The sequence below is a fragment of the Collimonas fungivorans genome (assembly GCF_001584145.1).
Classification (GTDB): Bacteria; Pseudomonadota; Gammaproteobacteria; order Burkholderiales; family Burkholderiaceae_D; genus Collimonas; species Collimonas fungivorans.
The window spans coordinates 2601556-2625128 of sequence record NZ_CP013232.1 but is presented as its reverse complement, the minus strand read 5'-3'; the positions used below and the strand labels follow the sequence as shown (position 1 = coordinate 2625128).

Annotated in this window: 23 protein-coding genes; 9 read left to right on the top strand and 14 right to left on the bottom strand. The window is 58.0% G+C overall.

Features of this window, described 5'->3' with window-relative positions; translation table 11 throughout:
• Window positions 1-134: 134 nt before the first annotated feature.
• The 4 genes from CFter6_RS11380 (at window position 135) to CFter6_RS25590 (ending at window position 4857) form a co-directional block, all read left to right on the top strand.
• Window positions 135-365, top strand: coding sequence for a hypothetical protein (locus tag CFter6_RS11380; protein ID WP_061540012.1), 231 nt, complete (start codon window positions 135-137; stop codon window positions 363-365).
• Between the two features lie 427 nt (window positions 366-792).
• Window positions 793-2211: an undecaprenyl-phosphate glucose phosphotransferase gene (locus CFter6_RS11375; protein ID WP_061540011.1), complete on the top strand. Its 1419-nt coding sequence runs from the start codon at window positions 793-795 to the stop codon at window positions 2209-2211.
• 68 nt (window positions 2212-2279) lie between these two features.
• Entirely contained in the window at window positions 2280-3161 is an 882-nt protein-coding gene (galU, locus tag CFter6_RS11370; RefSeq protein WP_061540010.1) for a UTP--glucose-1-phosphate uridylyltransferase GalU, read from the top strand.
• A gap of 166 nt (window positions 3162-3327) precedes the next feature.
• A complete protein-coding gene (locus CFter6_RS25590) occupies window positions 3328-4857 on the top strand; it encodes a PPC domain-containing protein (protein WP_150118715.1) in 1530 nt (509 codons plus the stop codon).
• 52 nt (window positions 4858-4909) lie between these two features.
• Here the strand turns inward: CFter6_RS25590 and CFter6_RS11360 are convergent, their stop codons facing one another.
• From CFter6_RS11360 to CFter6_RS11320, 9 genes are all read right to left on the bottom strand, one after another.
• Entirely contained in the window at window positions 4910-6172 is a 1263-nt protein-coding gene (locus CFter6_RS11360) for a hypothetical protein (RefSeq protein ID WP_150118714.1), read from the bottom strand.
• Window positions 6173-6215: 43 nt separating this feature from the next.
• Entirely contained in the window at window positions 6216-7313 is a 1098-nt protein-coding gene (locus tag CFter6_RS11355) for a glycosyltransferase family 4 protein (RefSeq protein WP_061540007.1), read from the bottom strand.
• Complete coding sequence (locus CFter6_RS11350; protein WP_061540006.1) at window positions 7314-7532, bottom strand: hypothetical protein; 219 nt, start codon at window positions 7530-7532, stop codon at window positions 7314-7316.
• 8 nt (window positions 7533-7540) lie between these two features.
• Entirely contained in the window at window positions 7541-8305 is a 765-nt protein-coding gene (locus CFter6_RS11345; RefSeq protein WP_061540005.1) for a hypothetical protein, read from the bottom strand.
• 65 nt (window positions 8306-8370) lie between these two features.
• Window positions 8371-9591 (bottom strand): polysaccharide pyruvyl transferase family protein, encoded by a 1221-nt coding sequence (locus tag CFter6_RS11340; RefSeq protein ID WP_061540004.1) that lies wholly within the window; start codon window positions 9589-9591, stop codon window positions 8371-8373.
• Window positions 9588-10790 carry a hypothetical protein gene (locus tag CFter6_RS11335; RefSeq protein ID WP_061540003.1) on the bottom strand — a complete coding sequence of 401 codons (1203 nt, stop codon included), beginning with the start codon at window positions 10788-10790 and terminating at the stop codon, window positions 9588-9590. Before CFter6_RS11335 ends, CFter6_RS11340 begins: the two co-directional genes overlap by 4 nt.
• A 13-nt stretch (window positions 10791-10803) precedes the next feature.
• Complete coding sequence (locus CFter6_RS11330; protein WP_061540002.1) at window positions 10804-13044, bottom strand: polysaccharide biosynthesis tyrosine autokinase; 2241 nt, start codon at window positions 13042-13044, stop codon at window positions 10804-10806.
• 103 nt (window positions 13045-13147) lie between these two features.
• A complete protein-coding gene (locus CFter6_RS11325; protein ID WP_061540001.1) occupies window positions 13148-13585 on the bottom strand; it encodes a low molecular weight protein-tyrosine-phosphatase in 438 nt (145 codons plus the stop codon).
• Window positions 13582-14652 (bottom strand): polysaccharide biosynthesis/export family protein, encoded by a 1071-nt coding sequence (locus CFter6_RS11320; protein ID WP_236904647.1) that lies wholly within the window; start codon window positions 14650-14652, stop codon window positions 13582-13584. Before CFter6_RS11320 ends, CFter6_RS11325 begins: the two co-directional genes overlap by 4 nt.
• 395 nt (window positions 14653-15047) lie before the next feature.
• On the opposite strand from CFter6_RS11320, the gene CFter6_RS11315 reads away from it, so the two are divergent.
• Complete coding sequence (locus CFter6_RS11315; RefSeq protein ID WP_061539999.1) at window positions 15048-15674, top strand: helix-turn-helix domain-containing protein; 627 nt, start codon at window positions 15048-15050, stop codon at window positions 15672-15674.
• Window positions 15675-15793: 119 nt separating this feature from the next.
• On the top strand, window positions 15794-16432 hold the full coding sequence (locus tag CFter6_RS11310; protein ID WP_082815021.1) for a phosphatase PAP2 family protein: 639 nt from the start codon (window positions 15794-15796) through the stop codon (window positions 16430-16432).
• 4 nt (window positions 16433-16436) lie between these two features.
• On the opposite strand, the gene CFter6_RS11305 is transcribed toward CFter6_RS11310, so the two are convergent.
• From CFter6_RS11305 to CFter6_RS11295, 3 genes are all read right to left on the bottom strand, one after another.
• Window positions 16437-16778 (bottom strand): Hpt domain-containing protein, encoded by a 342-nt coding sequence (locus tag CFter6_RS11305; protein ID WP_061539998.1) that lies wholly within the window; start codon window positions 16776-16778, stop codon window positions 16437-16439.
• A 101-nt stretch (window positions 16779-16879) separates the two neighbouring features.
• On the bottom strand, window positions 16880-17239 hold the full coding sequence (locus CFter6_RS11300) for a response regulator (protein WP_061539997.1): 360 nt from the start codon (window positions 17237-17239) through the stop codon (window positions 16880-16882).
• A 27-nt stretch (window positions 17240-17266) separates the two neighbouring features.
• Complete coding sequence (locus CFter6_RS11295; protein ID WP_167351376.1) at window positions 17267-18823, bottom strand: sensor histidine kinase; 1557 nt, start codon at window positions 18821-18823, stop codon at window positions 17267-17269.
• A gap of 465 nt (window positions 18824-19288) precedes the next feature.
• On the opposite strand from CFter6_RS11295, the gene CFter6_RS11290 reads away from it, so the two are divergent.
• A complete protein-coding gene (locus CFter6_RS11290; protein ID WP_061539995.1) occupies window positions 19289-19729 on the top strand; it encodes a CBS domain-containing protein in 441 nt (146 codons plus the stop codon).
• Window positions 19730-19804: 75 nt separating this feature from the next.
• The gene (locus CFter6_RS11285; RefSeq protein ID WP_082814711.1) at window positions 19805-20971 is read left to right on the top strand and encodes a tetratricopeptide repeat protein; all 1167 of its coding nucleotides are present in this window, start codon (window positions 19805-19807) and stop codon (window positions 20969-20971) included.
• Here CFter6_RS11285 and CFter6_RS11280 read toward each other — a convergent pair.
• Together CFter6_RS11280 and CFter6_RS11275 are read right to left on the bottom strand one after the other, a co-directional pair.
• Entirely contained in the window at window positions 20957-21772 is an 816-nt protein-coding gene (locus CFter6_RS11280) for a DJ-1/PfpI family protein (protein ID WP_082814710.1), read from the bottom strand. The genes CFter6_RS11285 and CFter6_RS11280 overlap by 15 nt on opposite strands.
• On the bottom strand, window positions 21769-22731 hold the full coding sequence (locus CFter6_RS11275) for a GlxA family transcriptional regulator (RefSeq protein ID WP_061539994.1): 963 nt from the start codon (window positions 22729-22731) through the stop codon (window positions 21769-21771). Before CFter6_RS11275 ends, CFter6_RS11280 begins: the two co-directional genes overlap by 4 nt.
• Before the next feature lie 190 nt (window positions 22732-22921).
• Here CFter6_RS11275 and CFter6_RS11270 point away from each other — a divergent pair, with 190 nt between their 5' ends.
• A complete protein-coding gene (locus tag CFter6_RS11270; protein WP_147356157.1) occupies window positions 22922-23281 on the top strand; it encodes a hypothetical protein in 360 nt (119 codons plus the stop codon).
• The last annotated feature ends 292 nt before the right edge of the window (window positions 23282-23573 follow it).

Below are 23573 nucleotides of genomic sequence, written 5' to 3'. Positions count from 1 at the left end.
ACTCTGTTTAGATTCTACCTATGACAGACACAAAACCACAGGCTTTTAAAAAAAACAACCCTGGCAGCGACCCCGTCTCGGCGACCCCGTCATCCTGCGGTAAAGAGCTTGTGCTATTTTGGACGGCTTGAGCAATGCGCCTGGCGCAAGGAGGCGGCAGCTTCCAGGAATTGCCGGCGCTGCTGGCCGAAGCCCGACCGTTCTCTCCGTCCAGGGCCGAGACGCCGATAGCCATCCCGGTTGGCAGCCGCTTTTCAGGCTGCGGCGTGGCGGTCGAAGAAACCCGATCGATGGTGCGCCGCGCCATGGGTCGTGCAAGCGGCAAAATCTTTATCGGCAAGGGTGAAGCACCTGCATTTCCCTGAAATCGCCGTTCCGGTTCTCGTCAAAAACGCAGTTCCCGGCATCCTGGCTTATGCGCTCCAGCTTGACCGCGAAAATCCCCCTATTTTCCCCTCCAGAAATCCAGGCTCTCGATCTGACGCCGCTTCCCATTGCTCAATTTTTCCATGTGGAAACTTTTCTTCAATTCATTTTCATGTTCATTCGACAAAGAAAATCCTTGAAAAAATACTAAAAACATAATCCATCGGCCTCAAATTCACGAAAAATCAATTTAATTAAAATGTTTACGTTGATTAAATCGATTTTAATGATTACCATAATTCCTGAAGGTAACTTGCTGCATTGCAGTAGTTGTAAAAACCGCTTTGGATGATGCTGGGTTCAAGGCTTGAAAGCGAGTACGGGACCTTCATTCGCTTTTTTGATAGTCCAATAAGATAAACTCTCATGTCACACTCAACACACTTGACCTTCCTCCAGTATGTTTTGGGACAGGAGCTCCCAAGGCGGATTGCCGACACGGCGATCCTGGCGATCGCCGCCAATGCTGTCGCCTATTACGTTTTCCACGCAAATCTGTCAGACGCGGCGCCGGTGCACATGGTGCTGCTGTATTTCTGTTGCGTACTGGCGTTCATGCTGTTCTCCAAGCTTGATCTCTACACCGCCTGGCCGGAGCGTCCCGCCTCGGCCACATTCGTCCGGCTGGCGGCGTCCTGGGCGCTGGTCCTGATCCTCGGCATTTTCATGAGCCGCATGGTGCACGGCATCGGCCGCATCTCGCATCACTGGCTGCTGTACTGGTACCTGACCAGCATGGTGCTGCTGTTGCTGTACCGCTTCGTTTCCCACGTCGCGCTGACGCGCATGCATAAACAAGGTTTCAACTTCAAGCGCGTGATCATCGTCGGCTACGGCGAGACCGGCCAGGAAATGCACAGGCGCGCACTGCAGCAGCCATGGATAGGCTATGAGGTCAATGCCGTGGTCGGCAGCGCAGAACAGACTGAAAACCTGCAGGACGCCAATATCGCTCGCATCAACAAGCTGGAAGACATCCACGCCTACGTCAGCGCCAACCAGATCGATGAAATCTGGATCACCTTGCCGATGAGCGCGGCGGCGCAATTGCGGCCCTTGCAGATCCACCTGCGCAATACGCTGGTGGACATCCGCTGGGTGCCGGATACGATGGCGATCCAGATGATCAGCCGGCGCATGACCAACTTCCTCGGCACCCCGACCGTGGAACTGAATCGCCCTGCTCCCAGCGGCGCGCGCGGCATCTGCAAGCACCTGCTGGACAAGCTTTTTGCATTGATAGCGCTAACTGCCCTGAGTCCGCTGTTCATGGCGATCGGCGTCGCCATCAAGATCTCCTCGCCGGGACCGGTATTTTTCAAGCAGGTGCGGCTGGGCCTGAACGGCAAGAAATTCATGATCTACAAATTCCGTTCGATGAAACTGCACCAGGAGCACAACAAGGTCACGCAGGCCACCCAGGGCGATCCGCGCATCACCAGGGTCGGCCAGTTCCTGCGCCGCACCAGCTTGGACGAGCTGCCGCAGTTCATCAACGTCCTGCTGGGCGACATGTCGGTCATCGGCCCGCGCCCGCACGCCATGCAGCATAACCAGATGTATGAAGAACTGCTGGACCTGTACATGGTGCGTCATCGCGTCAAGCCGGGAATCACGGGCTGGGCCCAGATCCATGGCCACCGCGGCGAAACCGACACCCTGGAAAAAATGGAAACACGGGTGCAGTTCGACCTGCACTACATACAGAACTGGTCCTTCCTGATGGATTTCCGGATCCTGCTGTGGACCGCGTTCAAGGGATGGAGCGGCAAGACCGCCTATTGATCAAAGTTTGCCGGGCGCTACTTGTTTGCAGCGCCTTTTTTACAAACCTATCTTCAAGAGTCATCAGCATGCATAAAAAAATCACCAAAGCCGTATTTCCCGTCGCCGGCCTCGGCACACGGTTCTTGCCGGCCACCAAGGCCAGTCCCAAGGAAATGCTGCCCGTGGTAGACAAGCCCTTGATCCAGTACGCGGTGGAAGAAGCGGCCGCCGCCGGCATCACCGAGATGATTTTTGTCACCGGCCGCAACAAGCGCGCCATCGAAGACCATTTCGACAAAGCCTACGAACTGGAAGCCGAACTGCTGGCCAAGAACAAGCAGGCGCTGCTGGAAGTGCTGCGCCAGATCAAGCCGAAGAATGTCGAATGTTTTTATGTGCGGCAGGCGGAAGCACTGGGCTTGGGCCATGCCGTACTGTGCGCCGAGCGGCTGGTGCACGGCGAACCGTTTGCGGTGATCCTGGCGGACGATCTGCTGGATGGAACTACCCCTGTCATGCGCCAGATGACCGATTTGTATGCGGACTATGGCAGCAGCATCATCGGCGTCGAGTCGATTGCACCGGTGCAGAGCCGTTCCTACGGAGTGGTGGCCGGCACGCCGGCCGGCGACCGTTTGCACAAGCTACACGGCATCGTTGAAAAACCGGCGCCGGAAGACGCACCGTCGAACCTGGGCGTGGTCGGACGCTATATCCTGAATTCGTCGATTTTCGACCACCTGCATACGCTGCAGCCAGGCTCGGGCGGTGAACTGCAGCTGACCGACGGCATTGCCTCATTGCTGGCGCAGGAAGCGGTGATGGCCTATCAGTTCGAAGGCACGCGCTACGATTGCGGCAGCAAGCTCGGCTACCTGCAAGCCTCGGTAAAATTCGCGCTGAAGCATCCTGAAGTCAAAGAGGAATTCCGTGAATTCCTTAATAACTTCATCGCCGACAAGATTTAACAGGCTCCTAGGGGAAGGCGTTCGGGGTGCGGAGGATCCGCCGATAATACGGCGGTGTCGCGACGCATCGATGCGCCGATCCGGAGGAAACAAGCTGCCTGTCTTTCCTGGAACCATCAGTCGACGAGCCAATCATCGCAATCCCAACTTGGGAAAGAAGGAATCCATGCGTCATATCTTGCCGAAACGACTTTTGATATCGCTGGGCTGCCTGACGGGATTGGTCTTTTCTCCGGCCGGGCGGGCCGTGCCGCTTGGAGATCCCATCATGGTGAATACCGGCACTGCCGGCAGTCAAGCTTCCAGCTTGTTCGCCGCAGGATTCAACGGAGAAAAACTCCTGATCTGGAGAGATGGCGCAGCAAATGCCACGTACGCTCAAAGAATAAAGTCGTCGGGAATACCTTTTTTAACAAAAGCCCAGATCCAAATTCCTCCAACTTATGCGGCGCTCTCGGTTGACCGCGCCGGCAATTTCGTCTTGGCAGGTCAAACCGGAATATCTGGGGTAGTAATGGCATATGACAGAAACGGGAATCTGCTCTCCAGTTTCAATCCAACCGCGGATTCATTGAATGCGACTGCCAGCATGGATACGGATGGCAATATCACCGTAGTCTATATGTACCCCAACGTGTTCAATGTTCCTCGAAAGCTTGCAATCAGGAGATTCAATACCGGCGGAATCCCCGTCAGCCCTGAAATCATCGTTGCATCGGGTCCCGTGGATACACTCTCCGGTCCCAGTTCAATTGCCACGGACAATGCAGGAAATATCGCATTGACATGGACCGGCCAATCCAGTTCTTCGGCACCAGCCTACAGCATGATGCAGCGCTTCAGCCGCGCTGGTGTTGCGCTGGCTCCGGCACCTGCCGTCAGCCATACCTCGACAGGAGCGCACCTAGCCGGCAGTATTGCCATGGAACCCGGAGGGAAATCCGTCATCATATGGACCAATGCCTTTCCCAATGAGTCGGGTTACACTTATATCGTATATGCCCGAGCCTTCGACGCGAATGGCAACCCCACGGGAAGCGGAAGCGCGCGAGTCAATCAACACCTCATCGATTTTTATTCCGAGCCCACTGCGGCGATTGCAGAGAATGGCGATTTTGTCGTCTCATGGGTCGCGCCAAAAGGCGTGACCGGCGGCGATTCGAGCTCTACATTGGCGGCAAGACAATTTCACAACGATGGAACTCCAGTCACCAACGAATTGCGAGTCGACCCGCCTCAAACTCAACCAGCATCCAGCCCGCGCCTGGCAATGGATCCGGTGGGAAATTTTGCAGTGGCATGGACCAGCAACTCTGCCGAGACCGGATCGGACGCCATGGTGCGCACCTTCAAGATGGACACCCGGCCGCCCATCACGCAACTCCTCAACAAGCAGCCCGCCCAGGGCCTGGCAGGCGACACCGACAGCTGGAGCTATTTCAGGCTCACCGTCCCCCCCGGCGTCAGGCGGTTGAACATCGACATGACCGGCCCCGCCGGCGGCGGCGAAGGCGACATGTACGTCCGCTTCGGCCAACTTCCGTCGTTGACAGCCTGGGACCAGCGCCCCTACGTCAACGGCAGCAACGAATCCATCGGAATCAGCAATCCCCCACCCGGCGATGTCTACATCGCGATCCACGGGCGCAGTGCGTATTCGTCGGTCGGACTGGCCGCCGGCTACTACTACCGCTGAAACGGGTCTGGCCATGGCCGGCACTAACCGGCCTAGCGCCTGTCTCCATTTCCTAATCGTATAGCGTGACTGCCAGCGGCGACGGGCCAGCGTTGATATCAACATTGCCGGCGCCTTCCGGGCAGGGCTTGTCGCCCTGCTGTGGATAAAACTCACTGATGACGCAGCGCTGCCCCTTGTTCCTCGGGATCGAAAAACCGCCGCCAGGGCCAGAGTGCGCCGCAGAACTCCATACGACGTGGACGCTGCGTTTTGCAGATGCTCCCGGCTGGCTGTTCAAGACCAGCTGGTAGGCCTCCCCCACCTTCTCGCTGCCGGCAAGCTGGGTATCTTTCAGCTTGCCCAGCAAATGCTTGAGCGCCGGCAAAGCCTGCTTGACCTGGCCGCTGCTGTCGGTCAGGCCGTAATTCTGCTCGCGCGCAGCCCGGTCCGGCCCGGTGTCTTGCCACTGGTAGATATTCACCAGCGGAATGCCGGCGAATACCGTCGACAGGTATTCCCTCAGCACCAGCTGCGCCTGCCCGCCCTGGTCCCGGGCGGCGGTAAAGTTGGAATAACCCCATTCGGATGCAATCATCGGCAATTCGCCCTTGCCGTACTTGTGCAGCAGCTCGCGGCTCTTGGTCGCATCGTCGGCCAATGTCTCGGGGATTTTCCGGTACGGGTGCACCGATACGCCGCTCAGGCAGTTTTGCAGCGAAATGGCGAGCAACTTGTCGTCCGGGATCTTGGGTTGCAGATTCGGCAGCTTGGCGAAACCGAAGCCGAAGATGTTTTTCTTTACGCCACCCTTTTGCTGCTCCAGCGCCGAGCAGATTTTCTGTATTGCCGGCACCAGGCCGGCTTGCAGCATGCCTGGCTTCAGGAAAGTCGGATTGTCAGGCTCGTTCCACAATTCCCACAAGATGTTCGGATCCGAGTACTGATTCAAGGTGGTCAACGCAAATTTGGAAAAATTGTCAGCCGCATCCAGCGGCGTCATGGTCGCCGACATCATCCGTTTCGGCTGCACCCAGACCGTGGCGCCGCCAAACAAGGTGATGATGGGTTTCAGCTGCGCCTTGCGCAAGCGCTCCAGCAGTTCCGAAAAATCCTGCGGCTTGTCGCTGACCGGCGGACGGGTGCCGAACCTGACGTATTCGAAACCGGCATCCTTGATGGCCGCCAGTTGCTGGTTTGATATTTGCGACGGATTGATCTGGACGCTGATGGCCGCCGGGTAGACCGAATGGATGCCGTATTTTTCCCACGCAGACGCTTGAGAAGCCGCCAATACGCCGCAAACAGGAATAAGCCATGCTGCAGGTAGTTTCATCTGTCGCTCCTGTCGAATAGAAGCCTGTTGGATGGCAAATGCCCTAATTGGTTTGCCGCAGGCGTGAAAATAATTTCTGGTAGCTGGCGATGAACTGGCCAGGGGAGAAACGTATCAGGTAAGAGGCGCGCGCCGCCTCTGCGTAGTCGCCCAGGCTGGTGCGGTTCAGGTTTTCCAGCTTTTCGGCCAGGTCGCCCGCGGTGCAGTTGAAAATCAGGCCGTTGACCGCATGCTCCACGATGTCGGGCAAGGCGCCGCGATTGCTGGCGACCACCGGCACATAACTGCGGAAAGCCTCGAGCGCAGTCAGCCCGAACCCTTCGGCGCGCGACGGCATCACCAGCACATCGGCCAGGTCGTAATAGGCGTTGATTTCGGCCTGCCCTATCCAGCCGTAATAATGCACATTGGCGGCTTCCAGCATTTCGATCTGCAGATTCGCCAGCACCGGCGCACCGACGATGTGATACACATAGTTCGGCCGGCTCTTTTGCAGGATGCGGATGGCGTCCACCAGGATATCGTAGCCCTTCTGGTGATCCAGCCGGCCGACAAACAGGATATGCAAACGCCCGTCGTCCTGGTTTCCACCATTTTTGGCTGGCGGCAGGATGCGGTCGAGGACGGTGTTCTGGATCAGGATGCAGTTGCGGGAGAAACCAAACTTGCGGTTGTTGACATGTTCGTAACGCGAGATATCGATCACCGCGTTGGGGATATACGACATGATTTTTTCGATCGCGCGGGTAACCAGGGTCACCGACCTGCTGCGGTCGCGGAAGCTGGCCCAGCCGTGGGCGCAATAGATCGTCTTTACCTTGCGCCCCAGCCATGGCTTGGCCACGCACAACGCAACGCCGGCGAAGGTGCTGTGGGCGTAGACCATGTCAGGGTGCGATTTGCGTACCTGGCGCACGATCGCCAGCGCCAGCTTGAACGGCCCCAGCCCGCCGCGCGAATGCGAGTGATGATGCACCCGCTCCGCTTTCAGCTGATCGGCCTGGGCGGCAGGAACCAGGTAATCGAAACGGCAGTTGAAATCGGCGCTGAGGCGTTCCAGCGTTTCCAGGTAGGTGGCCACTCCGCCTTTGATCGTTTCGGCCACGTTCAGCACATGCAGTACGGGTTCTGGCGTTTCCATTTAAGTCTCCCGATAGAAATGCGCCGATGCTGGCGCGGCGGCCGGGTGGCACGAGATCTCACGCCGCGGCTGAAGGTAATCGATGCCGAATACGCAAAACGCATAAGCGGTCAGGTGACGGAAAAACGACCCGAGGTCGGGCTCGAAGAAGGTCTGAATGGCGAAATTGGCCACCAGCAGCAAGAACAGCGGATGTTTGTGGTTATGCCGCCGGAACATGAGGAATGTCAGCAGCCATAGCGTGAAAGACAGGAAAATCTCCTGTACGCGCAGGGAAAAGGCAGGAGCAAAATAAAAGCGCAGCGCCGCAAAACCGGCGTTGGGAAAGCCGTCATGATGCCGTTCGGCGTCAGCACATTCGAGAAAATGGTCTTCGAATCGGACAAGCCCTCTCTTTCCATGTTGATGATGTCGCGCGCTTGCTGCAGCTGGTTCCAGAAATCTCCCGGCAACAGCAGGCAGGCCGCTATGATGCCCAGCACGATCAAGGCGCGCAGCTTGCCGCGCGTGCTGAACACGATATGCATGACCACCATGATGGCGGCGATCAGCACGTAGTAGATGCGGAACTGCCAGGCATACAGCAGGTAGATCGCAATCACCAGCGCGGTCTTGCTGTGGTTGGATATGCGCCAGGTGCAGACATAACACACCAGCAGGTTCAACAGGATGACGATGATTTCCTTCGACAGCTTGAGGTTGAACAGCGTGAACGACAGCATCAGGATGATGGCGAACGCGAGATCTATCAGCCGCAGCGATTTGCCGCTGATGTAGTAGATCACCGAGCAGGTCGCTACCAGCAGCAGCACTTGCGACCAGGCCGACCCGAGGAAGGAAAAAATCACCGCCGTGCTGACGAAGGAATTCTGCTCGGCCAAGCTGAGGTCGGTATATTTCATCAGGTCGATGATCGTGGTTTCATCTGTGAAGAAATAACTCGGGAGGAACGCTCGCTGGTACATGTAGATGAGCGCGGTCAGCACCAGCATCAGGATCCCGCAGATGAGCCGGATCTCGGGGCGATACGCTTGTCGAATAAGGAACGCATGCTTGCTTATGCGGCAGCCGCGGCGGCTCTGCCCGCCTGGTTCGGTTCCGGCGCAGATGTTTTTCCGGCCAGGCCCGAACGCTCCAGCAAGGCCGCGATTTCCGTCGTCAGCTGTTGCGTCAGGCGCACTTTCTCGCCGCTGCCGTCAACCTGCAGCGCCTGGTACAACAGCTTGAAAGTACGGGTAACGTCGGGCACCGGCGCCTGCATGAAAAAACGGCCGCGGCCGGTCAGTTCGAAAAAAGACTGGACCTTGCTGTCCCAGTTCAGGCCGATGCTCGGGATATCCAGCGCGTAGGCGACAATATTGGCGTGCAGCCGATGCGCGATGATGCAGTCGCACTGGCCGATGTTGGCCACCAGTTGCGACGGCACGCCCGGGCGCGGCAGGTTGACGATCTCGGGATCCAGCCCGGCTGCCAGCGCATCCTTGAATGCCTCGTCTTCTGGCGAGCCGTTGGTAAACAGGTGGACCCGGTATCCCAGCGTCGTCGCTTGCTGCGCCAGTTCCTGGAAATATTTGCCGATACGCGCGCTGTAGTCCTGCTTTTCGACACCGGCCTGGTTCAGTTCCAGTGGGCTGGAAATGCAGATTCCCAGCACATTGCCGGTCGTGCGCGGCGGCAGGAACGCGGCAAAAGTGTGCTGCGAATAGATGCCGGGATCCGGCGTCACCTTGATCTCCAGCGGCTGCGCCAGGATCAGCTTGAGGTTCTGCGCCGAGGCGATGTCGCGGGTGCTGGCCTGGAGCGGCGCCAGGTTTTGCCAGGTGCGCTTGATCAGGCCGGTGCCGGCGCTTGACATGCTCTTCGATACGCCAACGCCGAATACCGCAACCTTGCCGGACTTGCCGGCGGCCTTGACCGCCTTCGACAGCAGGAACAGCTTGACCGGGAAATTCAGGTGCACATCCAGCAGCAGCTGGCCGCCGCCGACCACGATCAGGTCGGCGTCCGCCAGCTGCGCTAGCCACTTGCGGCGCCAGCGCAAAAGATACTGCAGGCTGAAATAAGTACAGACCGCATACGGACGCAGCAGCTTCGGCACTTTGTTGACCAGCGACTTTTTCGAGATGCCGGCTTTCACATAATCGTCGCGGCCGGCGATGTCGAGCGCGCTGACCTGGGCGCCAGGCACGCGCTCCAGCAGCAGCTGCTTGATGTTTTCATAGATGACGCCATCGCCCAGGTTGGGGCTATAGGGAACAGCGCAGATCACGATTTTCATATGGCCACCACTTTTAGACTTTTTCGGATTTGATAAAACATGATGAAAGCGGCCAGTCCCAGGCCGAATACGGTAGGCACGAAGACCGTGCTGACCGAGGTCGCCGGACGGGTGACGAACACCAGTACGAAACAGAGGAAACCGCCAGCCACCGCCCAGCTAGCCTGGTGGGTCAGCTTGAGCGCCTTCAATACGGTGCGTGTGCCCTGGATCGCCGCCAGTATCATCGGCAGCAGGAAGTAATCGCGCATGTCGAGGCCGCTGTATTTGGCGCCGAACAGCAAGCCCACCAGCAACTGCCCGGAAAGCCACAGCACCAGGCTGTAGAGCAGGCTGGAAGCCAGCGTCGCCGCGATCAGCAAACGCGCCATGGAAGCAAACCTGGCCGACCCCTCATCGGCCAGCCGCGCCAGTCTCGGCAAGCCGAAATTCGAGATGGCGATATTCAGGTATTGCGCCGGCAGCACCAGGGTCATCACCACCCGGAAGTTGGCCGCCAGGTCGGCCTGCTGCCTGGACATGTAATAAATCACCAGGCCGTGGGTCATGGCCCAGACCATGATCTGGCTCAGGGAATTGTTCAGGCCGAAGCTTAGCCAGGAGATTTTTTCGCCTGGCAGCGGATGCGGGTGCTCCTCTTTCTTTTTCGACATGGCGGCGACCAGCCCGCTCACCAGCAGCAGAGGCAAACCGATGGCGGCCAGCAGCTCGCTCAGCTGATAAGGACTGTCCTTGGGAATCACGGCAATCGCCGCGCACACGCCGCCCAGCTGGGCCAGTGCCGGCAGCACCGATTTCAGGCTTTTATTTTCCAGGATGGCGATCGCACGCACCGTCCAGTACGCCACAAAACCGGCCAGCGCCAGAATCAGCGCATAGACGAAATAAGGTGGCGTATCCGGTATGCGCAAAGCCAGGTAGATCACCACCAGCACGCTCAGCAGCGCCATCGGCGCGTGCAGCTTCAGCAGCAGCTGGCGCCCTATCGAATAGTCCGATTTGGCGAACACCAGCAACGGCTCCATGACGGTGCAGCCGTGTACGATATTGAGCAGGATCACCGCCGAATAGATGGCCGAAAACGAGGCGAACGTTTCCACGCTCAGGTAACGCGCCAGCAGCGCCTGGGTAGCAAAAAACGATAACGTGAAAACTGCTTGCTCAAAAATGACTTGCAGCAGCGCCTTGGCTTTTTTCATGTGGCAGGTACAATCAGGATTTGACGTCTTGCGGTTTATAGGAATAAGCGGTGTAGCGATAGCGTCCGGTATTGCCGTATCCGTATCTGCGGGTATCGAGCCGGAGGCCATTGAAGATCACGCCTTTTGCGTGGACTCCGGTCTGCGCCAGGCGCTTCATCGATTCGACGATTTCGCCCAGCTTGGTGGTCTCGGCGCGGGCAACCAGGAATGCCGTGCCGGCCAGGGCCGCCAGGATGCCGGTGTCGGAAGCAGCCAGCACCGGCGGCGTATCGATCAGCACCAGGTCGTAAGCGGCGGAAAACTCTTGCAACAGTTCGGACATGCGGCCGACCAGGAACAGCTCCGCCGGATTCGGCGGCAAGGTGCCGGTGGAAATGAAATCCAGGTTCGGCACGATGGATTTGTGCACCGCTTCGCTCGGCTTGCTGCTGCCGGAAATCAGTTCGGACAGGCCCTTGCCGCGGCCCATGCCGAAATACTGGTTAAGATGGCCCTTGCGCAGGTCGGCGTCGATCAGCAGCACGCGCTTTCCGGACGAGGCAATCACCGCTGCCAGGTTGGCCGAGATGAAGGACTTGCCGACCCCGGGCGCCGGGCCGGTCAGCAGCACGATATTGTTGTGCGCTTCCAGCATGGCAAACTGCAGCGCGGTACGCAGGCTGCGCAGGCTTTCTATCGCCGTGTCATGGGGATCGGACACTGCCAGCAGCGCCATCTCCTTGGATTTCGCCTTGATCTTGTAATTCAGCTGTTGCTGGGCATCGCTCAGCGGCACGGTCGAATACACGCTCAGGCCGGCATGGCGCTCGATATCTTCAGGGTTGCTGATGCCGCCGTACAGGATATTGCGCAATATCGCCGCCACCACGCCGAAAAACAGGCCGAGCAGCAGCGCCAGCGCAAATACCAGGGGCTTTTTCGGGATGACCGGGATTTCCGGCAATGCGGCGCCGTCGACCACGCGCACGTTGCCGATCTTGCCAGCCTTGAGCAGTTTCAATTGCTGGATATTGTTCAGCAGCCCGGTATACAAACTGGTGTTGACGGTGACGTCGCGCATCAGGCGCAATACGTCCTGCTCGCTGTTCGGCAGCGTCTTGATGCGGCCGGATATCTTGCCTTGTTCGCTCTGCAGCGCGCCGATCTGGCGATCGATGGCCAGGATCGAAGGATGCGAATCGGCAAAACGCGTCGAAAGGTCCTTGCGCTTCTGCCTCAGTTCCAGGATCTGGGTGTCGGTCGATACCGATTGCTGCAGCACCAGCTTGGCTTCCTCGCCCATGTCGATGGTGCCGACCTTCTCGCGCAAGGCGTTGTACAGGTTTTCCGCCTTGTCCAGTTCTGCCTTCAGCTCCGGCAGCTGGCCGTCCAGGAAATCCAGAGACTTGGTGGCTTCGGCCGATTTGCGCTCGACGTTCTGCTGCACGTACTGGCGGCCGATTTCATTCATGGTCGCGCTCACCAGGTAAGGGTCCGGCCCCAGCAACTCGGCGCCGATGACGCCGGACTGCTTGCCTTTTTCAGCGATATTCAGCTGGTCTTGCAAATCCTGTATGGTCTTCAGGCGCGAGTTGCGCACCAGCTTGAACACGATGCCGGGCTTGGCCTGCAGTTGCGCCACATGCAGTTCGATCACACCGGCGCTCACGGTGAATTTTTCGGTCTTGCCGACCACGCCTTCAAACACCTGGTCGAACGCCGAACTGGCCAGGCTGTAGCGCCCCTTGCCGAGGTTGGTCAGCTTGAACGTTTCGGTTTCCAGCACCTGCGGCACATTGAACACGTCGGCATCGATCTTTTCGCTGCCCCAGGCATAGCCGCCCATGCCAAACAGGCCCGGCTCGGAAAGATCCAGGTTGTGGCGCGCAATCAGGGCGCCGATGATGGGAAAATATTTCGGTCCCTGGTCGATGAACAAATGCAGGTTATCGACACTCCGGGAGACCACCAGGCGCGAGCCGAGGATTTCTATTTCCGCCGGCGCGGTGGATTTGACGTCGAACATCGCCGACATGTCGGCCAGCATGTTGCTGGCGGCGGCGCTGGGAGAGTTGTCTTCCACCTGCACCAGGATGTCGGCCTTGTAGATAGGCGTTCCCAGGAAGGCATATAAGGTGCCGAGCAGCAAAAAGCCGGCGGTAATCATGCCGATCAGCCAGCGATTGTCCAACAGAATATCGAGAATGGCCGCTAGGCTGATTTCCTCATGCTTGTCGGTGAAATGTTGTTGCAGCGGATTGAGTGAAGTCATGGATTATTCAGCTGGTTGGCAAATATTGATATGAGGTACTGACCACGTGCATTGCTGGCGGCGTGCGCGCATCGATCGCGCGCCGCGCCGGCCCTGGTCGCCGCTAATTGACCGAATCGATGCGCCTTACCCAATCGGCCACGCCCTGTTCAATCAGGCGCAGGCAGCTCTCGAACTCATCGCGCGGGCGCTTGTAGGGATCGAACACGTCGAACTGGCTGAACTGCCCGAGCCGGAACAACTTGCCGCGCGTGGTCGGATATTGTTTTTCAATATGCTGTTTCTGTTCGATATCCATCACCAGGATCAGGTCGGATGAATCGCACAGCCACGACTGCAGCTGCTGCGCCCGGTGATCGCTGATGTCGATATCGCACTGCTTCATCAGTTCGATCGAATACGGCGCGGCCGGCTGCCCTATCAGCGCGCCGATGCCGGCCGAACGGCAATTCAGGCCCGGCAATTGTTTGGCGAACAGCGCCGCCGCCATGGGGCTGCGGCAGATATTGCCTATGCAGACGACGAGGATGGATTTGATCAATTTTTCTTGTCCACAGCGTTACGCGAATTGACCGCGGTAGTAGAAGTGCCGACCAGCAGCGCAAACACGCGGCTGAAACGAACCAGGCCCGGGGCATCGACATACACCACATCCTTGGCCTGCAGCGGGAAGTTTTCCGCCAGCGCCATGCCGACCGGCGATTTGCTGTCCAGGTGGAATACCTTGGGCATGGTGCCGTCGGGGGCGGCCCGCACCACATAGATCGCGCTTGGATCGCTGGTGTTGGCGTCGACGCCGCCGGCGCCGTTCAGGGCATCGCTCAGGGTAAGCCGGCCATTGCTGCGCAAGGGCAGCAACCCCGGGCTGCGCACTTCGCCTGACACCGATACCTGGTTGTCGCTCAGCGGCGCGACCCGCAGCACGTCGTTGTTTTGCATGAGAATGTCGGACGGACTGAGATTGCGCGCAATCAGGTCTGGCACGCTGATTTCATAACTCTTGGCGCCGCGCACCAGCGTAATCCGGCTGGCGTCGCCGCTCGGCGGTATGCCGCCGGCCTGGTTGATCGCTTCCGACAGGGTCATCGGCACGTCGCTCATCTGCTTGACCCCGGCCGAACGCACTTCGCCGTCGACATAGATCTTCTGGCTGCGATAACCGATGACGCGCAGGGTAATCTGCGGATCGCGTATATATTTGGAGAGCAGCCCGCGCAGCTTCTTTTGCGCCTCTACTTCGGTGTATCCTTCTGCCTTGAACAGGCCGACGTAGGGAAACTGCACCTCGCCCTCGTTGCTGATCACATAACCAGGCAGCGTCTGTGCCGTCATGCCGCTGTTCGACAGGTTGCCGGTAGCGCCCAAGGTATAAGTGAGGTTAGGAACAACCAGTTCGGGATGATCCCAGACGATGATCGACAAGATGTCGGCAGGCCCCATGCGATACGGCTGCGGTTTGCCGATCAATTCCCGGTACTGCTCGCCTTGCCCGGCTTGCCGCACGCGCTCGGCGTTTTCCTGCTGCACCAGCTTGAGGGTGATCGGGGTGATCACCGGCACCGACTCAGGATCGCTTGCATCCAATGGCGAATATGAATCGAATTTCATGCCTGGGGCAAAAGCACAACCGCCCAGTGCAAACACGAGAGTTAGCAGCAATATTTTTTTCAATTTAATTCACACCGATCCAATTTAACGTACGCAGCTCAAGCCAATTTAGGCAGCTATGCGAATTTAAAATCAAAAAAACAACAAAAATCGTTTAAAATCACATAAATACCGATTTCAACGATTTTATAGTATTTTTTATTTGGATGACCAGCGATAATTTGCTGCAAGTGCAAATAAATGCATTTCAGCCTGCGGCAACCGCCGGAACCGCCCGCGGCGGCCGCAAATCAAAGGCTGGAAGGTGTTTAATTAATTAATAAAATGCGTTTGATAAAATACGTTTGATAAAATGCATCACCTAATCCGGCATCATCTAACTCTCTAACCGCCCAATGTCAGCAGTGAAACTCAATCAAAGCGACGTCACTACGCAAGAAGCAGCCAAGCTGCTGGGAATATCCGTCACATCAGTTCAGCAACTGGTAGAGCGCGGGGTTCTGGTGGCCTGGAAGACCCAAGGCGGGCATCGCCGCATTCCGCGCGAGGCGATCGATGCGCTGAAGGCTGAACGCAGCGATTTGCTGACAGACCGCGGCAGGAGCGCGCCGTCGTCGACCTTGAGCGCCCTGGTCGTCGAAGATAACGCTTTGCAGCGCATGGTGTACGAGAAGCAGATCGCTTCCTGGGATATCGCGCTGGAGACCCGCTTTTGCGAAAACGGTTACCAGGCGCTGGTGGAAATCGCCCAGCGCAAGTACGATATCCTGCTGCTCGATATCGTCATGGAGGGTATCGACGGTTATGAAATTGTCAAAACGGTGCTCGCCAATCCCGATCTCAGGCATATCGACATCGCCGTTCTCACTACCCTCAGCAGGGCAGACCTGGATGCGCGCGGCGGCTTGCCCGATGAAGTCCTGTTTTTCCAGAAACCTATCGTATTCGAAGAGCTGCGCGGCTTCATGCGCGGCTGCGCGGCACGCAAGGCGCGCCAGGCTCGTGTAGCATCGCCTGCTTGAATCACCTGTTTGAGCCGACCTCGAGAAAAAAATAGCGCGGATCAGCGCATATCAACCTGCTGGTATCGCAGGAGACCGGTATTGGCCGCTATTGGGCATTGAGTTTTATGTTTTCATGGATGGGTATCACCAAAGTCGGCGGCAGCACCATCATGCTTCCCGCCGCCGTTGCAATTGCAGCGTGGCTGCTGGCGGCACGTGCGCAACGTCTGTTCTGGGCCTGGTGCCTGCTGTTCGGTTCCGCTTTGCTGCTGGTGGCCGCCTCGAAGATCGCATTTGTCGGCTGGGGCATAGGCATAGACGAGCTGGATTTCACCGGTTTCAGCGGCCATGCAATGCGCTCCGCGGCGATCATCCCCCTGCTCTTCTATCTCCTTTTCCAGCAGAAAACGACCATGACCCGGCAGCTTGCAGCTGTGTCCGGCATGGCTTTTGCGGCATTGATCAGCCTGTCGCGCGTGCTGCTGGATTTTCACTCGGTCTCGGAAGCGCTCAGCGGATGGGTATTGGGCGGCGCCGTCAGCCTTGCTTTCATCTGGTGCGCCGAAACCCTGCCTAGGCCGGTGCTGAACCGCACCTTGATGAGCGTCAGTTTTGTGCTGTTGCTGGCAGCCTCTTTCGCCCGGCCGATCCCGACCCAGCTGCTGATCGACAAGGCTGCGCTATTATTGTCGGGCCACTCCGCGCTGGCTGCCGAAAGCCGCCGCCACGCTGCAGAAAAATGCTGCACTCCGCCGCCGAATCAACCGGCGCCCTGAATATTCAATACTGGAGTTCGAGGCTCTCCAGCTCCACCAGGAAGTCGCGCACTTCATCCAGGGTCAGCATGATTTCATTTTGCAGCTCGATGATTTTTTCCGTCGTGCATACCCGCTTTTTCCGGTTGAACTCGATCTCGATCTGATCCAGCAAACGTACCGCGGCGTCGGCGCCCGAGATCAGCAGCGTACCCTTGAGGGCATGGCATTCCTGCGTCGTGGCGCTGACATTGCCGGCCTGCACGGCCGATTTCAAACGCGCAAACTGCTCGCCGCCGACCTGCAGGAACAGCTTGCACAGGTCGACAAAAACACTCTTGTCATTATAAGAATGTTTTAAAAACATCTCGGGGCTGAAGTGATGGCAGATATGAGATTGCATGGTCGGCGGTTGGTTATGTTCCTGAAGCGCTGTATCAAACAACGCAAACAACGCGAAACAGCGCTTCAACTGGCAGGATCCACTGCTGCCAGTATCTGGACACGGGTCGCCGGCTTGATGACTACGGCATCGAAACCTGCCGCCCGGATCGACAACAACTCCTCCTCCATCGCAAAGGCGGTATAAGCCACCATGCGGGGAACCACCATGTGACTGCCGTCCTTGACCAGGCGGCAGAATTCTTTACCGTTTATATCGCGCATGCCGACATCGGTCAACACCACATCGACTGTATTTTTTTCCAGATAACGCAGAGCCTCGGAGGCTCCGGAAAACACGTGAACCGTATGTCCCGCCCTGGTCAGGATGATCCTGGCGAGATTGCTGTTGAGAGGATTGTCATCCACTACCAATATGTTTTTCATTCACACCTAATCACTGTAAAGCCTTGTTCAAATCGGCAGCGTGAAAGCAAATATGGAACCTTTGCCAACCCGCGACCGTACGGCGATGGTGCCGCCCATGAATTTCACCAATTCCTTGGCCAGCGCCAGGCCCAGGCCGCTGCCGGCTTGCGCCCGCATGTCCGAGCCGTCCACCTGCGCAAATTTTTCAAAGATGATGCGCTGCAGTTCCGCCGGGATGCCTTCGCCGGTATCCACTACCCGGAATATCAGCACGCCGTCGCCCTGCAGCACACGCACCGTTACCGCCCCCTGGTCCGTGTATTTCAGCGCATTGTGGATCAGGTTGTTGAGCACCCTGATCAGCTTGCCGCGGTCGCAGGCAAATTCGACCGGCAGCGCCGGACTCAGCACCAGCCTCAAGGCGATCCCCTTGCGCATCGCGGTAGATGCATGGCTGGCAACAATTTTCTGCATCAGCTCGCGCAAATTTTCGGTGGCAATGAATACTTCCATTTTCCCCGCCGCGATCCGCTCCAGATCGAGCACTGTATTGACCAGCAATAGCAAGTGCGTGCCGCTGTCATGTATTGCCTGCGCAAAATGTTGCTCGTCGGTTCCGACCAGATCTTCGCGCAACAGTTCCGCATAACCCAAAATTCCATTCAGCGGCGTACGCAATTCATGCGACATATTCGCGAGAAACTGCGACTTGGCCTGGTTGGCCAGGGTCGCCACCCGCCCTGTGCTCACCAGGCCGTTCGCCATGAACAGGATGAAGATGGTGAACACCACCACCACCCCGGTTGAAAAGGCAGCCAGCACATAACCGCGAAAGCGGTTGTTATAGAAAGGCTGCATCGCCTCTTCGACCGAAATCCCGACAATCACCATCAACGGATAATTTTCCAGGTGACGGTAGGCATAGGTTCGCCGCTTGCCATCGACCACGCCGTTGCTGGTCAGGTAGCCTTGCTTGCGCTGCTTCATCACGGCGAACGACGGCCTGCCGGAAAAATCCATGCCAATCGCCTTGGCGCCGTCCGGCTCACGCGCCTTGATCGTGCCTTCGTCGCCGACCACGCTGATCGCGCCATCCTGGCCGACGTTGATCTGGTGATAAAAGCGCGTCACCGCCTCGTTGCTTATCGAAACGCCGACTACGCCGCTAAAGCTGCCGTCGGGCCGGTTAAGGCGCCGGCTGGCCTGCATGGACCACTCGCCCGAGACGCGGTCGCGCACCGGCTTGGCAAGGAATAGCAGCTGGCCGGAATCGTGCCCCAGATGCAACTGCATATGATCAGCTATCAGGCCGTCGTTAAGCACAATATCTTCGTTGGCGTAAACCTGCTTCCCGTGTTCGTCAAGAATGAAAAAACGGTTGGCGAGATTACCTTGCATCAGCCATGCATCCCGGTATTCGGGGCTGCTCAACTTTGCGCCGAAGCGCTCGTACTGGAATTTCAGCAGGTCGCTGGCTTCGTCGGCCTGTTCGATCACGTGGCTGATGTTTTCATCGAACGCCCGAGCCACGTTCTGGGCGTCGCGCCCGACCTTTTCCAGCTCGCGCTGCGTTTCGCTGGCTTCGTCATATAAGGTAACCACCCATATACATGCGATTAATGCGCTTGCAAAAAAAAGGATCGCAAGCCGGATATCCGACCGGCGCGGCAAGGCTATTGCAACATCTGACTTCTGTATTTTTTTCAGCACGGCGGTAAAACTAAAATCGGTCATTGGCAAAACAACCATTGAAATACGTTGTCATTAAAAAAAGACTTTCTGTTTCTTGCGCTTGCTCGCCCTCACAGCGAGGATATGCGTCGCTCCAGACCCCACAGACAGAGCGTGTTGCCCGCCTATGGTTCAATTTTGCCAGCCAAAGAATTTATTGCCGCACTGCAATAATAATATAATAGCCCATCTTTTTACTACTGTCAGAATTGTCAGCGGCGGCGTACGCACGCATTGAAGATGCTTGCAATTTGAAAACGAAAAGACTACTTTCTTGACTAAGCAGGGTCGCAGAATAATTATTCAAATTGCAGCGTTTATTTGAAGGGATGCCTGATGAAAACCGTCGCACAGATTCTCAAGACCAAGCAGAATCAGACTGTCTATACGATTGCTCCCGACGCCAAGGTGTTCGACGCCATCAAGATGATGTCGGACAAGAGCGTCGGTGCGCTGCTGGTGACGGAGCAGGGAAAAATCGTCGGCATCGTGACCGAGCGCGACTATGCCAGGAAGATGATACTCAAAGGCCGCTCGTCAACAGACACTTCCGTGCGCGACATCATGACTTCCTCCGTCATGTATGTGCGGCTGGACGACACCAATGAACAATGCATGGCGCTGATGACCGAGAATCGCTTGCGCCACCTGCCGATCCTGGACGCTGACAAGCTGGTCGGCATCATCTCGATCGGCGACCTGGTGAAAGACATCATCTCGGAACAGCAGTTCATCATCCAGCAGCTCGAGCACTACATCATGGGACATCCGGCCTGACCGGTTCAGGTATATATTGAAAGCAGCCTGCCGCAAGCTGCATATTAGAAGTTGCCTACCACTTGGTGGCCTCAGATGAAACACTGGCTAGTCCTGCCTGTATGTCTCCTGTTCGCCGCCTGCGCCACCTCGCCGCAGGCGCCGCGCGCCGATCGCCTGTTCAGCGACCAGCTGTTTTCCCCGCCCTCGCAGCGCGTCAGCGCCGGCGACGTATTTGCCGTGAGCCACGCCATGCGCCAATACCTGGCCACCGAGGAGAACTCCCACCAGATGCGCGTGAAGGGCATACAGCAAGGCCTGTTCGATGCGCTGTACAGCAAGGGCCAGCTGCAGCTCGAGTACAGCTCCGAACACACGCGCAATGCCGCCCAGACCTTCGCCGCCCGTAGCGGCAACTGCCTGTCGCTGGTGATCATGACAGCAGCCTTCGCCAAGGAACTGGGGCTGCCGGTACGCTACCAGACCATACTCATGGACCAGGCCTGGAGCCGCAATGCAGACCTCTACTTCGCTAGCGGCCACGTCAATCTCACGCTCGGCAAACGGCCCAGCGCAATCCGCATGCCGCTTGACCAAAGCCGCCTGATGACGATCGATTTCCTGCCGCCGGAAGATACCGAAGGCCAGCGCAGGCAGGAGATCGAGGAGAACACCGTGGTGGCGATGTACATGAATAACCAGGCAGCCGAAGCCTTGTCCATGCACCAACTGGACGACGCCTACTGGTGGGCGCGCGAAGCGATCCGGCAGGACGCCAATTTCCTCGCTTCCTACAACACGCTGGGAGTGATATACCGGCGCCACGGCAATTTGCAGGAAGCCGAGCGCACGTTGCGCCTGGTGTCTCAACGCGAGCCGGAAAATACGGTGGTCATGTTCAACCTGATCGGCGTCCTCAACGACCTGGGCAAATCTGCCGAATCGAAACTGCTCGCCGCCAGGCTGGCGCAATTGCAGCCTGAAGCCCCTTTCCAGGCTTTCAACCTGGGCATGGCGGCAATGCGCGCCGGCGATTTCAAGGCCGCAAAAATGCACTTCAGCAGGGAAATTGCGCGCGATCCCTACTATCATGAATTCCAGTACTGGATGGGCATTGCCTGCCTGCGCCTGGGCGACATGGAACAGGCTGTCAAGCATTTGAGCATCGCCATGCAAAACAGCACAACCGGCAACGACCACGACCTGTACGCGGCCAAGCTTGACCGCGTCAAGTCGCATCGCACTCCACTATTGGTTCATTAAGCCGCGCTGCCGCAAGTTGTCGGCCGCGGCCTCTGATTGCGCCCGGCGCTGCGCCAGCATGGGGGCGGCCGATGCGCGCACTTGCTGCACCATGGCAGGTCCGGCCAGGCTTGGCGTACCGCTGCGGTACGGCGGCTGCGGATCGTATTCAAGCAATAATTCCAGGCGCCTGGCGAGTTCGTCGCCGCGCAGCGCCGCCACTACCGTGAGCGCAAAATCCATGCCCGAGGTCACTCCGGCTCCGGTAATGCGATTGCGGTCGACCACCACCCTCTGCTGTTGCGCAACCACGCCCAACAGGCTGAGTTGGTCAATCGACAGCCAATGGCAAGTCGCCTTGTAACCTTGCAGCAATCCGGCCGCGGCCAGCAGCAGCGAACCGGTGCAGACCGAGGTCACATAAGCGGCGTTCTTCCCGGTCGCCGCCAGATAGCCAATCATGGCCGGATTTGTCATCTGCGCATTCTGTCCCGGCCCGCCGGGCACAAACAGCAGGTCCGGCTGGACGCTGCTGGCAAAAGTATGGGTCGGCAGCAGGCGCAAACCAGTGTCTGAGGCCACCGGTTCCAAGGTCTCCGCCACTACTTCGACCTGGGCGCCGGGAATGCGCGCCAGCACCTCGAACGGCGCGCTGAAATCGAGTTGCGTCATGCCCTGGAAAATCACCATCGCTATGCGCAGCGGCTTTGCGGCGGGCGCCGCGGCTTGCGGCAAGGTTTCCGCGGCGATCGCTGCTTGGCTAAGCACTGGCGCAGCCGCCACACCGGCGGCAAGGGTCTTGAGGGCATTACGACGATTCATTTCGGCTCCGCTCTGGTTTCATGATGCTTGAGATTGATCAAACGCCGCAGTTGGCGCGCATTGCGGAAACCGCAGTTGCGGGCGACGTGTTCTTCATCGATTCTTTTTTCCAGCAGCCCGCGCGCGATCGCCAGGCGATAGTTTTCCAGGTAGCCGTGCACGGTATAACCGGTCCTTTGCTTGAACTGGCGTTGCAGCGTCCTGGTGCTGGTATGCACCTCGCCGGCCAGCCGGACGGCGCTCAGCTGTTCGTTAAAGCGGGCGTGCAGGATCGCCAGCACCTTGTCGATCGCGCTGCTTTCAGCGGCCTGGACAAACAGCGGCGCGCTGCGCTGGTTTTCTGCGCCTGCGCGCTGCATGAACATCACTAGGCTGCGCGCAACCGCGTTGGCGATCGCCGTGCCGTGATCGGTTTCCACCAGGTGCAAGGCCAGGTCCATGCCGGCGGTGACTCCGGCTGAACTGACGCGCTGGCGGTCCACTACAAACAAGACGTTGTCGACGATTTGCGCCTGCGGAAAACGACGCGCCAGCGCTTCCTGGCTCTTCCAGTGCGTCACCGCGCGATAACCGTCCAGCAGTCCGGCGGCGCCGACCACAAACGCGCCGGTGCACACCGATCCGATCCAGCGCGCGTGCGGCTGGGCGCTCTGCAGCCAGGCCAGCAATTCGCGGTCGGCGCTGGCGGCCTGCGCGCCTTGGCCGCCGGCAACCAGCACCACGTCGAAGATATCGGGCGCCGCGGTGGCAAGCGCCGTCGTCAGCAGCCGCATGCCGGAGCTCGAGCGGATTTCACCGCCGCGGCTCGACAGCACGCTGATTGCATACGCCTGCGCATGGCCGGTCTGCTCGCCCAGGATGCGCGCCGCCATCGCAAATACTTCGCTCGGCCCGGCCACGTCGAGCATCTGGACATCGTCGTAGACGATCAGGGCAATTGAATCGGTGTGAACTGGCATCGGAATTCCTTGTCGAATGTAATTCTAGTCAGAATGCGTGCAGGCAGAGCGACAAATTCGCGCAGTTGCGCGCCAATCATCTCTGCCATGCCGGGCGCATCTTGTTTGTTATGCCTTGCATTTTCTTGTAAACAATATTTAGTTGTTCCACGTAAATATCGGCGTGGAAATTGCGCAACAAGATAGTTAAATGATGTCAATTGTCAGGTTTCTTTGCCAAGAACGATTTAAGATCAAATTGTCTCCATACAAAAGAGGTGCCGACATGGGATGGCTTAACAGATTGGCGATCAAATATATCCAGACGCCTGAAAAGCTGGCAGAAAACGAACTACGCGATACACGCCTGGCGCTGTATCAGTCGGAAAGGCAGTTGCTGGAAGCCGAGATGCGGGTCGATTATTACCGTAACGTCCTTGGTTTCCTCGAAGCGATTGCTGCCGACGGAGTGGAAAGCGTGGCCGATTCGCAGAGGCCAAAACACTCGCCGCAACCGCAAGGACCACAGCGGCTTACACCGGATCTGAACTCGTATCGCGGAGCAGCCTGACACTCCAGCATTGTCTCGATTCCAGCAGTGCCGGCGAGCGCGCATGGCAGTCGTTTACGCTCGCCGCACTTGCTGTATCCGCTGCTTCGCCGGCGACGATTTGAGTACCCTTCACGACGCATCTTGCCGCCACAATCGGCATTTTGCCTGCTCCCCGTTTTCCCTCCGGCATTGGCTGCCCCTTGTCCCTTTCATTTAATCCCCGGATTTCAGTGGGCAACGGCTTGCTTGCGAAGCTTGATGAAGTTTGCCGATAACACGCCAGCTCGGCGCGATGTCCTACACGACATTC

Excerpts from the sequence above, each read along its gene's own strand:
- CFter6_RS11305 (WP_061539998.1), bottom strand. The coding sequence starts at position 16,778 with ATGTTTTTAAAACATTCTTATAATGACAAGAGTGTTTTTGTCGACCTG.
- CFter6_RS11300 (WP_061539997.1), bottom strand. The coding sequence starts at position 17,239 with ATGAAAAACATATTGGTAGTGGATGACAATCCTCTCAACAGCAATCTC.
- galU (WP_061540010.1), top strand. The coding sequence starts at position 2,280 with ATGCATAAAAAAATCACCAAAGCCGTATTTCCCGTCGCCGGCCTCGGC.
- CFter6_RS11330 (WP_061540002.1), bottom strand. The coding sequence starts at position 13,044 with ATGACTTCACTCAATCCGCTGCAACAACATTTCACCGACAAGCATGAG.
- CFter6_RS11375 (WP_061540011.1), top strand. The coding sequence starts at position 793 with ATGTCACACTCAACACACTTGACCTTCCTCCAGTATGTTTTGGGACAG.
- CFter6_RS11355 (WP_061540007.1), bottom strand. The coding sequence starts at position 7,313 with ATGGAAACGCCAGAACCCGTACTGCATGTGCTGAACGTGGCCGAAACG.
- CFter6_RS11380 (WP_061540012.1), top strand. The coding sequence starts at position 135 with ATGCGCCTGGCGCAAGGAGGCGGCAGCTTCCAGGAATTGCCGGCGCTG.
- CFter6_RS11280 (WP_082814710.1), bottom strand. The coding sequence starts at position 21,772 with ATGAATCGTCGTAATGCCCTCAAGACCCTTGCCGCCGGTGTGGCGGCT.
- CFter6_RS11350 (WP_061540006.1), bottom strand. The coding sequence starts at position 7,532 with ATGTTCCGGCGGCATAACCACAAACATCCGCTGTTCTTGCTGCTGGTG.
- CFter6_RS11360 (WP_150118714.1), bottom strand. The coding sequence starts at position 6,172 with ATGAAACTACCTGCAGCATGGCTTATTCCTGTTTGCGGCGTATTGGCG.
- CFter6_RS11320 (WP_236904647.1), bottom strand. The coding sequence starts at position 14,652 with ATGAAATTCGATTCATATTCGCCATTGGATGCAAGCGATCCTGAGTCG.
- CFter6_RS11310 (WP_082815021.1), top strand. The coding sequence starts at position 15,794 with ATGGGTATCACCAAAGTCGGCGGCAGCACCATCATGCTTCCCGCCGCC.
- CFter6_RS11315 (WP_061539999.1), top strand. The coding sequence starts at position 15,048 with ATGTCAGCAGTGAAACTCAATCAAAGCGACGTCACTACGCAAGAAGCA.
- CFter6_RS11345 (WP_061540005.1), bottom strand. The coding sequence starts at position 8,305 with ATGCTGGTGCTGACCGCGCTCATCTACATGTACCAGCGAGCGTTCCTC.
- CFter6_RS11285 (WP_082814711.1), top strand. The coding sequence starts at position 19,805 with ATGAAACACTGGCTAGTCCTGCCTGTATGTCTCCTGTTCGCCGCCTGC.
- CFter6_RS11335 (WP_061540003.1), bottom strand. The coding sequence starts at position 10,790 with ATGAAAAAAGCCAAGGCGCTGCTGCAAGTCATTTTTGAGCAAGCAGTT.
- CFter6_RS11275 (WP_061539994.1), bottom strand. The coding sequence starts at position 22,731 with ATGCCAGTTCACACCGATTCAATTGCCCTGATCGTCTACGACGATGTC.
- CFter6_RS11270 (WP_147356157.1), top strand. The coding sequence starts at position 22,922 with ATGATGTCAATTGTCAGGTTTCTTTGCCAAGAACGATTTAAGATCAAA.
- CFter6_RS25590 (WP_150118715.1), top strand. The coding sequence starts at position 3,328 with ATGCGTCATATCTTGCCGAAACGACTTTTGATATCGCTGGGCTGCCTG.
- CFter6_RS11290 (WP_061539995.1), top strand. The coding sequence starts at position 19,289 with ATGAAAACCGTCGCACAGATTCTCAAGACCAAGCAGAATCAGACTGTC.
- CFter6_RS11340 (WP_061540004.1), bottom strand. The coding sequence starts at position 9,591 with ATGAAAATCGTGATCTGCGCTGTTCCCTATAGCCCCAACCTGGGCGAT.